The organism is Psychrobacter sp. DAB_AL43B, from assembly GCF_900168255.1.
Classification (GTDB): domain Bacteria; phylum Pseudomonadota; class Gammaproteobacteria; order Pseudomonadales; family Moraxellaceae; genus Psychrobacter.
The window spans coordinates 1,951,282-1,965,678 of record NZ_LT799838.1 but is presented as its reverse complement, the minus strand read 5'-3'; the positions used below and the strand labels follow the sequence as shown (position 1 = coordinate 1,965,678).

Here is a 14,397-nt window from a genome sequence, read left to right as displayed (position 1 = left end):
TCTAAAAAACATGATGACAGCGTATTGATTTTATCATATTGTCCATATGGTCAACTAATTTGCACTCTTGTACCTAGAAGGTGACCAGATTCATTGAAATTGTAAGATAATTTCACTAGAATGTTATCGTTTGTTGCTATCATTTTTCATGATAGTTTTGTATTTGCCAAATTACGTGTGGCTAAAGGACTAAAAGCATCATCTCTAACCTTAGTTTATAAGCGTCATTTACAGTCGCAATTTGGAAGCGTCATTTATCGTCGCAATTTGGATGTATTTTTATATGTTTGATTTAAACGCAGCATTGATTGTCGCAACTTGGAAGCGACAGTTATCAATACCGTTGGATAATGATAATTTACTTACTGCAATTTGGAAGCGACTCTTATGAACGCAATCGAACGCTATTTTGGGATCAATGGTGAAAACACCACGATCAAAACGGAGATTTTAGCTGGTGTAACCACGTTTTTAACGATGGCTTACATTATTTTTGTTAACCCTAACGTCCTTGCTGACGCTGGTATGGATAAAGGCGCGGTATTCGTCGCTACTTGTCTTGCTGCCGCGATTGGTTGTTTTATTATGGGGATTTATGCCCGCCTGCCAGTTGCACAAGCACCAGGTATGGGACTCAACGCCTTCTTTACTTATGGTGTGGTTTTAGGGATGGGCTACGCTTGGCAAACCGCACTGGGCGCCGTATTTTTGTCCGGTTGTATTTTTGTCCTGTTAAGTTTGTTCAAAATCCGTGAAATCATTATTAATTCTATTCCGGATAGTATTAAACAAGGTGTCGTCGCTGGTATCGGTGCGTTTTTGGCCTTTATCTCGCTACAAACCGCAGGCGTTATCGTCAATAATGACGCGACGCTGGTGGGACTTGGCGATATGACCACGTTTGCACCTGCGATGGCGGCATTAGGTTTTATTGTCATCGTTGGTCTGTCCCATAAAAAAATACCAGGCGCGGTCACCATTGGTATTTTACTGGTGGCGCTTATCAGTCTGATTACGGGTAATACGCAGTTCACTGGTATTATATCTGCGCCGCCATCTATTGCCCCAACGCTTATGCAGCTTGATATTGCTGGTGCATTCGATGTGGCGATGATCAGTGTTATCTTTGCCTTCTTATTCGTCGATTTATTCGATACCGCAGGCACCTTGATTGCGACCACCAGTCAAGCAGGCTTAATTGGTAAAGACGGTAAAATTCCTAATATGGGCAAAGCACTATTAGCAGATTCAACCGCGACTGTGGCAGGTACATTACTGGGAACATCATCAACAACCAGTTATATTGAAAGTGTTTCAGGTATCGCTGCAGGTGGTCGTACTGGGCTTATGGCAGTGACGGTGGGGGTCTTGTTTTTACTCAGTATATTCTTTTCACCGCTCGCTGGTATGATTCCAGGATATGCGACAGCGGGCGCTATCTTTTATGTCGCTGTACTCATGATGGAAACCTTAAAAGATGTTAAATGGAATGATTTAACAGAAGCAGCGCCAGTGGTAGTAGTACTGTTATTTACCCCTTTGAGCTATTCTGTCGCTGACGGTATTGCGCTTGGATTTATTACCTTTACTGCCATTAAAGTCGTAGCGGGTAAGTTCTCTGATATTAGTGTCCCAGTTTGGATATTAACCGCCGTGTTACTTGCCAAAATTGTATTTATATAGCATTTTAAGATAGGTTTAAGTTTAGCTGAAACTTAAGCTGAAACTTAAGCTGAAATAAGCGACCGTTTTATTCTCTGAACCCTTGTTATCATTGAATGATAACAAGGGTTTTTTATGCTTAAAAATAAGTTATTTTGTCAAAAATGCATACAAGTGTTTGATTCATAAACCAATTAGATATTGTTAGTAAACAATAATTTATAACCAAAGCGTCATTTTTGCAGTATCGTTAATAAATATTTGTTTTTAAACAATATTTTGATTGGTTGAAATTAAGTAATATCGTTAGTTGGAAGTTTTTTTTCATGTTAATATGACAACGTTAAGCGCATCACCTCAATCAACGCCGTAGAGGTTTTTCTTACCAGTGAATTAGTATCATATAAGACTGCAATTTGAGCCAGTAGCGTTTAAGTTTGATGGCTAATATTGCAATCGCACTCCTTTCACTACTAACAAGAAGAAGGCACTAATGCCGCTTAACTGTACGTTGTTGCCTTTATATTGTTAACGTAGTCCGTTTAACATTAGAACGACCTACTTGACCCCTTCCAGCCTATGCTGGATTTTCTCGTTTTGTAATGGCGCCGTTTGGTCTTTTGATTATTGCTGTGAATATTATTCATTATCTACTATTGATGACCTGCTATTAAAAGTCGTAGTGGTTAAAAGATAATAATGGTTATAGATAATCAAATTTCCGAAAGCACTATTTATGATGGTTTTTAAACGATAGTTATGGAGTTGTTATGAACCCAGTAGAGCAGTTTACCCCGCAAGAGCCGATTTTATTTAATCCTATCGATTTGCTGTCACCAGAATATATTACCCTATCGTCAGAGGAGCTACATGCACGTATCTCACCGTTATATAGCGTCGATGAAGAGCGCTGGTTAACGGACTTATTGCCATTAGCCAAACCCAGTGACGCAGAACGTGAAGCTGCTGCCACGCAGACTCGTCAGCTGGTCGAGCACGTACGCAATGATGGCAAAGCCGTAAAAATGGTCGACTCACTATTGCTTGAGTACAGTTTGGATACCCAAGAAGGTATTCTGCTGATGAGCTTGGCAGAGGCTTTGATTCGAGTACCAGATAATTACACTGCTGATGCGTTGATTCATGACAAAATGAGTGTGGCTGACTGGAAAAAGCACATCAAAAATGACAATGGTTTTATGGTCAATGCCTCGACGTGGGGCATGATGATGACTGGCCGTGTCGTGAGTATCGATAGTAATACCACAGCATCAGGGTTTTTGGATCGTATGACCAAAAAGATGGGTGAGCCGGTCATTCGCAGTGCGATGCAAAAAGCCATGCGTATCATGGGGCATCAATTTGTACTGGGTGAGACTATTGAAGGCGCTAATAAAAACAGCCAGCCTTATCGCAATAAAGGCTATACCTATTCATTTGATATGCTAGGCGAAGCAGCGATTACGCATAAAGATGCCGAAAAATACTTCAACGATTATCTGCATGCCATTAAAGCCACTGCCAGTATCAAAGTCAAAGAGGGCATGCCAAAGCCGTCGGTATCTATCAAGCTATCTGCATTGCATCCTCGCTATGAAGCCACCCAAGAAGCACAAGTGATGGGGTTATTACGTCAACGCTGCTTGTTACTGATTGAAGCGGCACGTGAGGTCAACGTTGATCTTAGTATCGATGCGGAAGAAGCCGATCGACTTGAGATTTCTTTAAAGTTATTTGAATCTCTATATCGGGACAACTTGACGGCTGACTGGGATGGTTTAGGTATCGTGGTACAGGGTTACTCTAAGCGTGCTATTGCTATTTTAGTATGGCTAGCGCGCTTGGCAACTGAAGTAGGTGACCGTATTCCAGTACGTCTGGTAAAAGGCGCGTATTGGGATACAGAAATTAAATTGGCGCAGCAAAAAGGTTTGTCAGGCTATCCTGTCTGGACGCGTAAAGAAGGTACGGATACCGCCTATCTTGCGTGTGCGCGCTTCTTGCTATCAGAGCATTTACGCGGACTCATCTGGCCACAGTTTGCTACTCACAATGCCCATACGCTTGCCTCGATTATGACCATGAGTGCGCATAGAGACTTTGAGTTCCAGCGTCTACATGGTATGGGCGACGCGCTTTATGATCACATTTTACAAGCTTATCAAATCCCAGTACGTATCTATGCTCCCGTTGGCGCACATAAAGACTTACTGCCGTATTTGGTACGCCGCTTGCTTGAAAACGGTGCCAACAGCTCGTTTGTCCATCAGCTATTAGACAAATCTTATCCGATTGAGAAACTGATAGTGCATCCGTATGACAAGCTACTGACCAATGCTACTTTGCACAATCCAGATATTCCATTACCACTAGATATCTATGGTGCGCGCCGTGCCAGCTTTGGTCCAAATATATTTGTAGAGTCACAATGGCTACCGTTCAAAGCTGCTATTGATAGTCATCTGCATAAAACTTGGTCAGCGACTTCTATTGTTAATGGCAAGGCAATTAATGACTATGAAGCGGATGGCGAAACCCATCAGCTCGATACTCAAACAGTACGCGCTCCTTGGAATCATGAGGTCATCGCAGGTAACGTAGCCTATGCTAATGCAGAAGTGGCACGGCAAGCAATCAATGCGGCAGTAGCAGGGCAAAGCGCATGGCAGAAAGTACCCGCTGCTAAGCGCGCTATGATATTACGTAAAGTGGCTGATTTATATGAAGAAAACTATGCTGAATTGATGGCATTGTGCCAAATTGAAGCGGGTAAAACGATGCAAGACGGCATCGATGAAATCAAAGAAGCCGTTGATTTTTGCCGTTTTTATGCTGATGAAGCAGAGCGTTTAGACGCAAAAGTACACGAGTTTACTGATTTGGCAGGCAAGCTGTCTCGTCAAGTTTATAAAGCACGTGGCACCTTTGTTTGTATTAGCCCTTGGAACTTTCCATTGGCGATTTATACCGGTCAAATCGTAGCGGCATTAGCAGCAGGTAATACGGTTGTCGCGAAACCTGCTGAGCAAACCAGCTTGATTGCTCATTTTGGTGCACAACTGATGTATCAAGCGGGCGTACCAGCAGAAGCGTTGCAATTAGTGATTGGTGCTGGCGACGTTGGTGCTGCATTGACCGCAGCTGATAATATAGCAGGTGTTATATTTACTGGCTCGACCCAAACGGCTCAGCGGATTAATCAAAGCCTGAACAGTCATGCCCAAGCTAGTGGCGAGTTGCCCGTATTTATCGCAGAGACTGGCGGACAGAACGCCATGATTGTCGATTCGACAGCACTGCCAGAACAAGTGGTTAGAGATGCGGTGTTATCTGCTTTTGGCTCAGCAGGTCAGCGTTGTTCTGCTTGCCGTATATTGTGCGTGCAAGAAGAGATGGCTGATGATTTGATTGAGCTGCTCCAAGGCAATATGGCTGAATTGGTCGTAGGCAATCCTTTATATGCGACCACAGATGTGGGCCCAGTGATCGATAACGATGCCAAGCGAGGACTTGAAGCACATATTGAGCGCATGCGCGCTGAGCCAACCGCTACTATTTTAGCGCAGACACCGATGAGCGACAGTGTGGTCGTCAGTCAAGAGCAATCGACCTTTGTATTGCCAACTGCGATTGAAGTAAAAAGCATTGATGTGATTGGTGGTGAGCACTTTGGCCCTATCCTGCATGTGCTGCGCTATAAAGCCCCTGACTTGAATAAGTTGATTGACGCAATCAATGGCACAGGCTTTGGTTTAACCTTGGGTATTCATAGCCGTATTGAAAATAATGTTGAGCATATTGAACGCCGTGCTTTTGTGGGCAATACCTACATCAATCGCAACCAAATCGGTGCGGTCGTAAACGTCCAACCATTTGGTGGCTGTGGTCTGTCCGGTACTGGCCCTAAAGCGGGTGGTCCACATTATGTCGCCCGTCTTATGCAATTAAGTACAGAGCAAGCAGCTGTCGAACAAGTAGGTATTAAAAACAATACGACCGAATCAATCACTCAAACAGAACTTGCATAAGGAGTAGCAACATGGCGACTGAATTCAAAAAAAACCATGCCCAGGTTTGTGAAGCTTGGCGATTACTTAGCGCATTAGATCGTGCCATTTATATACAAGCGGCCATTCCAAAATTGGCATTGCTTACCGGTGATGCCAATAAAGCAAAGCGTTTGTTTGCTCATTTATTGAGTGCTGCGCCTATGCTGGATGAAGTACATCGTATGACTGGGGCTACTGGTGAAACAAATGATTTGTATGTGACCGCCCGTGGTAAGACAATGGTCATCGGTGGCGAGTCTGCCCGCGCAATGGCAGTGCTTGGGCAATTGGTAGCAGCGCTATTAACCGGTAACGAAGTAATATTGCATTGCCCAAGCCAAGATGAGATGTGTAATGAAGCAGCAAAAATCCTCTATGAGTCTGGTATCAGTGATGATGTGCTGAGCGTTGCTAATGATTCGCAAACGATTACGCTATTGTATATAGACCGTCTAGCGCAAGTGGCTGTCGCTGGTAATCAGAGCGAAGTGCAAGTAATCAGCCAAGAGCTTGCCAATACCGATGGTATTTTAACGCAAGTAATTGCGGTCACTGACATGGAAGGCTTGTCAGAGATGCTGACGCCTGATTATCTCTATCGCTTTGTCACTGAGCGCGTAAGAACGATCAATACCACAGCAATCGGTGGTAATGCTAGCTTATTGGAGCTTGGCACAGAGTAACTGCTATAAAAAAAGATAGAATCACAAGAATGACGGCCAGTAATTATTTTCCAAGAGCTTTGGTGAATAGTTACTGACCGTTTTTTTATATCTCAATTTAATTTTATGGCTTTTGACTAAGGTGTGGCTTTTGACTAAGGATAGTTAAGGTTTCTAGCCGATAACGACTATTTTATGAGTTTTTTTGGTTTTTAAACGAAATGACATGTTTTTTTAAGTTGTAAGTTAAATAAAGATAGTGATAATATAAATTAACCGTTTAGTCAGCAATTATTCGCTAAATGGCTGCTGAACGCCTTCAACACGGAATGTTGATGTACCTTAAGCCATAGAAAAAGGATTTGTTTATGCTTATATTCTCCGATTTTCCGATAGGGTAGTTAAGCCTATACCCGAACCCTTATTACCGCTTTCAGATTTACTAATAATGCTCATACATGATTGGTAAATTGAAAATTTCAAACCGCAAACAGATTAAGCCTGAGCAAGTCAGTAGTCAGATAGGCAGTCAGCTTATTCAATACCCGTATAACTTTCAGTATTGATGTAGGTATGATGATCGTCATCGTATAAATTTTATTAACATGGTAATTAAGTACTAACTTAAGGACAGAGCGTTTGTGCGCGACTATCCTTTAAGATACTGATTGTTAAAATTTTATTATTCGATTAGAGATAAAAGTATTATTTTATCTTCCTTTTATTCTGACAGCTGAGCATTGCTATGATTCATTTTTATTTGAACGGTAAATATAAGCAGCTAACTGACCTCAATCCGAATACCACGGTACTTGAATATCTGCGCTTGCATGAAAAGCAAACAGATACCAAGGAAGGCTGCGGTAGTGGTGACTGCGGCGCTTGTACCATTATGGCGCAAAAGCTACCTACTCAGGATGCAGATCAATCTGCTCAAGCCCCTTTTTATACCCTCAACTCTTGTATCACTTTACTGTCCTTGATGGATGGTCATCATCTGATGACGGCCGCTTATATCGCGGACAATCCTGCCAATCATCCAGATCGTGCTTTATTGCACCCAGCGCAGCAAGCCATGGTAGATTTTCATGGTTCGCAGTGCGGCTTTTGTACGCCTGGCTTTGTCATGACGCTGGCAAGTACCTATGAAAATCATCGTCTGCAAGTAGCAGAAGGGACGACGACTGACGATCTTAGCTATGATGACATTGTCGCTTCAATATCGGGAAATCTATGTCGCTGTACAGGTTATCGTCCTATTATCGATGCTGGTTTAGTAATGAGTGAGATTGGCAGACAACGTGATGCTGATCAGATAATAGCTAAAGACTTAACCATCAGTCTAGCGACAGATGCGATGGCTAATAGCAGCCAAGCGGCTTCAAGCACATCGGGGACTATCGCGCCTGCTCTTACTCAAGCGTCGCGTAAGCTGTTCATTCCGCAGTCCATTGATGAGCTCAATCAAGTGTTAGCCGCACATCCAAAGGCGACTATTTGGGCGGGTGGGACCGATTTGGGCTTGAGTGTGACGCAGCACTTAGTCGATCATGATGTTATCGTACAACTGTCAGCGATTGACGAGCTAAAATCTTGGTCGCTTACGGATTCTAAATCTCTCAATGGCAAACAATCAAAAGATACAGAATCAAAAGGCAAGCAAGCTTCAGAGCAAATAGAAATACCATCTTTAGTATTGGGTGCTGGCATGAGCTATAAGCAAATGCTGCCTGTCCTTGAGCAATACTTTCCCAACTTTGCCAACTTATTTGAACGTATTGCCTCGCCGCAAATCCGTAATATGGGTACGATCGGAGGTAATGTCGCTAACGCTTCACCAATTGGCGACTTACCTCCCATTTTATTGGCATTAGATGCTCATATTCATATCCGTCATTGCGCAGCTGTTTATGGCTCAGACAATACCAATACTAATGATGTTCATTCAAATCAAGCGTCTTGCATTGACGAAATTATTCCTTTATCTGAATTCTTTTTAGATTATAAAAAGACCAAGCTACGTGCTGGTAGTTACGTGGTTGCCCTGCATATTCCGCTGATGCAAGACAATCAGCATCTCTATATTCATAAGATTAGTAAGCGTTACGAAGATGATATTTCGGCCTGCTTATTGGCAGCGAGAATTGATCTGTCAGCAGATGGCTTGACGATTGAAAATGTAAGACTTGGTCTTGGCGGTATGGCAGCGATTCCTTTATTGGCTGCAAAATGTCAGCAAGCACTGATCGGGCAAGCTGTTGAAGTTGTCAGTTTTGAGACGGCATCAAAAATGTTAGCGATGGATGTATCGCCAATGACTGACGTTAGAGCCAGTCGTGAATATCGTATGCATGTGGTGCAGCGGCTAATTATTAAATGCGGTAAGCAATTGGTAGCAGATGTAAAAGCTGAAAGCGCTTAACGTTTATGAACGTTGTATAGAGTTTTTTAATATCTAAATACGCTTTCACGTACAGGCAAGTCAAACACCGATATTTGCTATAAATACTGATATTTATCATAAAGTATTATGCTGATAGCTATGATTTTGCAACGCAGCTTTTTTTAGATTATCTACTAAAAAGCAGTTACTACATAGCTTTCATAATACAGCCAAAACGCTATAAGCAGGCATTATAGGTTTTGCTAAAAATATAAGAGAGAGCCACCATGAGTCATCATTCTTCATTATTTGACAGCTATAGTATTCGCAGACAACGTCCACCCAAAAATAAAATCGGTACCGGAGCCAAGCATGACAGTGCTATTAGTCATGTGATGGGAACCGCCACCTATGTAGATGACATGCTGAAGCCACAAAGCACCCTGCATTTAGCGGTTGGAAAAAGTGCTCATGCTCACGCACGCGTATTAAGCATGGATTTGAGTGCGGTAAGGGCAGCCGATGGCGTAATCGATGTCATTACTTTTAAAGATTTGCCAGCCAAGACTGATATCGGACCGGTTTTTGATGGTGATCCATTGATGGTAGATGAGATCACAGAATATGTCGGTCAAACCTTATTTGCCGTCGTCGCAACCAGTCATCGTGCCGCCAAAAAAGCCACCCTTCACGCTATTGTAGAGTATGAGCCATTACCAGCGATTCTCACTATTGATGAGGCGCTAAAGCAAGAGCAGTTTGTGCGTCCCAGTCATTTTATGGAGCGCGGAGATGCGGCAGCCGCACTCGATACGGCACCGACGCGCATTGCAGGACATATTCATATGCTTGGCCAAGAGCATTTTTATCTTGAAGGGCAGGTATCCTATGTCGTGCCTTGTGATGATGGTGGTCTTGAAGTTTATACTTCATCGCAGCATCCGAGTGAGGTACAGCAGTTGGTTGCGGAAGTGGTTGATTTGCCTTTTCATGCCGTTACGACTATTGTGCGCCGAATGGGTGGCGGCTTTGGCGGTAAAGAAACGCAAGCAGCCGCATGGGCGTGCTTGTGCGGTATTGTTGCCAAGCGCCAAAATGTGCCAGTAAGTATGCGCTTAGATCGTCAGGATGATATGGTCGTGACGGGTAAGCGTCATGAATTCTCTAATCGATATGATGTCGGTGTCAATGACGCAGGTCAAGTGTTAGGCGTCGATATGCAGCTGTCAGGATTGTGTGGTTATTCGCCTGATTTATCTGATGCTATCGTCGATCGCGCGATGTTCCACTGCGATAATGCCTATTATTATCCAGCCGCGCAGATAGCCGGTCACCGCTGCAAGACTCACACAGTATCTAATACCGCTTATCGAGGTTTTGGTGGTCCACAAGGTCTGCTGACAGCTGAATATATGATGGATCATATCGCCTATACTTTAGGAAAAGATCCTTTGCAGGTGCGTCTGGCAAACTTATATCAAAACGGTCAAAGCACCCATTATGGTCAACCGATTGAGCATTTTGATTTGGTTACTATTATGCAGACGCTAGCAGATGACAATGAGTATGATAAGCGCCGTCAGCAAATTACAGCAGCCAATAAAAAAGCGGAGGCTGAGGGTAGTGATAAGCGTTTAGGGCTTGCCTTAACCCCTGTGAAATTCGGTATTTCATTTACCGTGCAGACGTTGAATCAAGCGGGAGCTTTGGTGCTTATCTACACTGATGGTACGATTCAGGTCAATCACGGTGGTACTGAGATGGGACAAGGGCTGTATATTAAAATTGCCCAAATCGTCGCCAATGAATTTGATGTCGATTTAGATACCGTAAAAGCAACAGCGACCCGCACGGACAAAGTACCGAATACGTCACCGACTGCTGCCTCATCGGGCACTGATATGAATGGCAAAGCGGCGCAAAATGCTTGTATCACGATCAGAGACCGTATGGTTGAGTTTGCCGCTGAACACTTTCAGGTAATGGCAGAAGATATCAAGTTTGAAAATAACCATGTCTATATCGGTGATAAAGAAGTGCTCACCTTTGCCGATTTTGTCTTACTGGCTTATCAGCATCGTATTAGTTTGTCTTCTACTGGCTACTATAAAACACCCAAGATATTTTATGATCGCTCAAAAGCGTGGGGTCGACCTTTCTTTTATTTTGCCTTGGGTGCCGCCTGTGCTGAGGTAGAAATTGATATTTTAACGGGAGAGTACAAGGTACTGCGCTGCGATATCTTGCACGATGTCGGGCAATCGATTAACCCTGCTGTGGATATTGGTCAGATTGAAGGTGCTTTTGTACAAGGCATGGGCTGGCTGACGGCTGAAGAGCTGATTTGGGATAAAAAAGGTAATTTAGCTTCTAACAGTGCGGCTAATTATAAGATTCCGACCGCCCATGACTTGCCTAAGCAATGGAGTGTCAAACTGTTCGATCGTAAAAATGAAGAGCAGACCATTTATAACTCTAAAGCCGTTGGTGAGCCGCCATTTATGCTAGCCGCTAGTGTTTGGTGTGCGATTAATAATGCAGTAGCGAGCTTGGGTGATTGTAAGAAAAATCCAGATTTGACTATGCCTGCGACGCCGGAGGCGGTACTCAAAGCAGTGATGCGTATGCAAGGTCAAGAATGGGAAATCGCTTCTAAAGCAGAGGCAGAAACTGTTGAGAGTTTAACGCTGACTGATGACAATTGTGGTATCGATGATGATCGAGTCAAGCCGCAGCAAGTGCCTCATGGTAAAGATGTAAATCCACCAGAGTCTGAAGGTCAGTTGTTTGACGAGCAACCTGAAGCCATAGAAAATCCTAATGTTTCAACGGCTCGTGGACCTGCGCACAGTGAATAATTCATTATCGCTAAAGGTGCCGCCAACTCGTTGGTATGATGGACTGGTGCAATATCAGCAGCAAGGTATGGCGCACGTTTTGGCGACTGTCGTTGCCGTGAATGGCTCAGCACCTCGAGAGCTACAATCTAAAATGATTGTCACGCTTGATGCGTGCTGTGACACCTTGGGCGGCGGTAGTCTTGAGCATGATGTGACGATCACTGCTAGGCAATTGCTCAATGGGGAGCTAGATCCAAATGAGTCAAGAGGTTTTAAACCATTAAAAGAAGGCAAGTCTGAAAAGGCACAAGCAGTACGTCGTGAAGCAGTCTACACCAAGCACTATCCATTGGGCGCTAAATTAGCCCAATGCTGCGGCGGTAGTGTCACAGTTATGTTTGAATGCTTTAATGTGACGCCGCCGATGTCGCTATTGGTATTTGGTGCAGGACACGTAGCAGCCGCCTTAATGACCATACTTGCTGAGTTACCTTGCCAAGTAGATTGGGTAGACAGCCGTGCTGAGATGTTCAAGGGTTATTTGAGCGCTGATGCTGGCACGGCAGATGGACAAGTGACTTATCAATTGCCTACCCATATTCGCCCACATATTGATGAAGATCCGGTGGATTTTATCCAACCGTTTGTCACTAAGAGCTTTAAAAGTGCCTCAGCAAATGCGTCAATAAAAAAAGGCACTCAGTATTTTATCCTAGTCATGACTCATGATCACAGCCTTGATTTTGATTTGGTGCGTGCCACGCTTGATACTTATATGAAAATTGATGCTAATGTTGATACAAATAGCATTACCAATAATGTTCCTAACGTCAGCACCAGCCTGTTATCTTCATTACCTTATCTTGGTTGTATCAGCTCAGCGACTAAAGCCAAGCGTTTCAGAGATCGTCTACTGCAGCGTGATTATAATGAGCAAATAGTTGATAAATTGACCATGCCAATCGGACTTAAGACTGGTGGAAAAGAGCCAATGGCAGTCGCTATCTCTATCGCGGCGCAAGTGATGCAGCTTTATAATGATTTATAACGAATATTAACCCTAATCGACAGGTTTTTTAATTATCTATTTATCTGTCTACCTACCTTTATAACATTGTTATCAGCTTCGTCAGCCATAATATTCTATGGGCTGCGTTCAGTAACTTTGTGCTCGTATTAGGGTGGATAGATAATAGGGATTAATTTTTAACCGAAATACTTATCCATTATTGTGAGCTTTTTTATGACCATACATATTTATCAAGCGCAGTTACTGCATTATCTGACTGAAGAGAATTTGGCTGAAAGAATGCAGCGCACTAATTCGGACACGACTGATTTAACAAATGCTGAGCGCCCAAACATCACGGTGGTAGATAAGAACGTCACCTTGTTACCTGTCGTTGCAGGCGTGAAAGTTTATCCTGAATATATTGCTAATGGTGCGCTTGTGGTCGATGATGTGACCGGTATTGTGGTTGATTATGGCCATTGTACGTCGATGTTGTCTACCTATGGTAATGGTGGTGTCCAAGCAGGCAAAGCACCAGTACAGATTCATGATTACCAAGATAAGCTCATCATGCCAGGGTTTATTGACACTCATGTGCACTATCCGCAGATAGATATGATTGCGGCTTTTGGTGAGCAATTGCTTGATTGGTTAAATAACTATACTTTTGTGACTGAAGCCAATTTTGGTGACCCAAAGATTGCTGATGATACCGCGCAGTTCTTTTTAAACCAGCTACTCGCCAACGGTACGACCAGTGCCTTGGTATTCTCTACCAGTCATCCACAGTCAGTAGAATCGTTCTTTACCGAAAGCAGTCGCCTGAATACGCGTATGATTACCGGTAATGTATTGATGGATCAAAATGCGCCTGAGCATTTGTGTGTGCCGACCGAACAAGGTATTCGCGATACACAGAATATCATTGATAAATGGCATGAGCACGGACGTCAGCATGTGGCGATTACGCCAAGATTTGCGATTACGTCAACGCCTAAGCAATTACAAATGACCGGCGAGCTCTATCGCAGCTATGACAGCGTTTATTTGCAAACGCATCTGGCCGAAAACCTCGATGAGATTGCCTTTGTACGTGAGCTTTATCCCAATCATAAAGGCTATTTGGACGTTTATCACGATTTGGGATTATTGGGTCGGCGTACCACCTTGGCGCATGGTATCTACCTTGAAACGCCAGAGTATGAAGTGCTGCGTGTTACTGGTACCCAAATCGCCCATTGCCCAACGTCCAATTTATTTTTAGGTAGTGGCTTGTTTGATTTGTCAAAAACTTTGAGTTATACCGGTGTGAGTATTGCCACCGATGTAGGCGCAGGAACCAGTCTATCGATGCTGACCACGTTATCAGAAGCTTATAAAGTGCAGCAATTACAAAAAAATCCGTTATCAGCGCATCAAGGGTTGTATCAGATTACCTTAGGCAACGCCCAGTCGCTATTATTAGACAATAAAATCGGTAACTTTATGCCTAATAAAGAAGCAGATTTTGTGGTGATAGATATGAGTGGCACTGATTTAATGGAGCGCCGTATGACACAAACTAAGTCGCTTGATGAGCAGTTATTTGTGCTGATGATGTTGGGTGATGATAGGGTGATTGAAGAAACGATTATCGCTGGCGTGAGTCGTTATAAAAAAACGGCTACTGTATAAGAGATTTTGAGCGATAGTTTGATTTTTTATCAACGAACAGAAAGCATCAGATAGCGATCAGCATTTATTTACTAAGATTTTTAAGTCTTAATGATATAAATGCTGATCGTCTTTT

The 14,397-nt window shown here is 43.3% G+C and carries 7 protein-coding genes; all 7 read left to right on the top strand.

Annotated elements, in window-relative coordinates; translation table 11 throughout:
- The first annotated feature begins 387 nt into the window (after nt 1–387).
- The 7 genes from DABAL43B_RS08505 to guaD all read left to right on the top strand — a co-directional run bounded on the left by DABAL43B_RS08505 (nt 388) and on the right by guaD (nt 14,282).
- Complete coding sequence (locus tag DABAL43B_RS08505) at nt 388–1,683, top strand: NCS2 family permease (RefSeq protein WP_079691964.1); 1,296 nt, start codon at nt 388–390, stop codon at nt 1,681–1,683.
- Between the two features lie 749 nt (nt 1,684–2,432).
- Nucleotides 2,433–5,690 (top strand): bifunctional proline dehydrogenase/L-glutamate gamma-semialdehyde dehydrogenase PutA, encoded by a 3,258-nt coding sequence (putA, locus tag DABAL43B_RS08500; RefSeq protein ID WP_079691963.1) that lies wholly within the window; start codon nt 2,433–2,435, stop codon nt 5,688–5,690.
- An 11-nt stretch (nt 5,691–5,701) separates the two neighbouring features.
- Nucleotides 5,702–6,394, top strand: a complete 693-nt coding sequence (locus tag DABAL43B_RS08495) for a 1-pyrroline-5-carboxylate dehydrogenase (RefSeq protein WP_079691962.1) — start codon at nt 5,702–5,704, stop codon at nt 6,392–6,394.
- Nucleotides 6,395–7,118: 724 nt separating this feature from the next.
- Nucleotides 7,119–8,795: a xanthine dehydrogenase small subunit gene (locus DABAL43B_RS08490; protein WP_079691961.1), complete on the top strand. Its 1,677-nt coding sequence runs from the start codon at nt 7,119–7,121 to the stop codon at nt 8,793–8,795.
- Between the two features lie 248 nt (nt 8,796–9,043).
- A complete protein-coding gene (gene xdhB, locus DABAL43B_RS08485; protein ID WP_079691960.1) occupies nt 9,044–11,614 on the top strand; it encodes a xanthine dehydrogenase molybdopterin binding subunit in 2,571 nt (856 codons plus the stop codon).
- Nucleotides 11,607–12,644, top strand: a complete 1,038-nt coding sequence (locus DABAL43B_RS08480; protein ID WP_079691959.1) for an XdhC family protein — start codon at nt 11,607–11,609, stop codon at nt 12,642–12,644. Before xdhB ends, DABAL43B_RS08480 begins: the two co-directional genes overlap by 8 nt.
- A 195-nt stretch (nt 12,645–12,839) precedes the next feature.
- Nucleotides 12,840–14,282: a guanine deaminase gene (gene guaD / locus DABAL43B_RS08475; RefSeq protein ID WP_079691958.1), complete on the top strand. Its 1,443-nt coding sequence runs from the start codon at nt 12,840–12,842 to the stop codon at nt 14,280–14,282.
- The last annotated feature ends 115 nt before the right edge of the window (nt 14,283–14,397 follow it).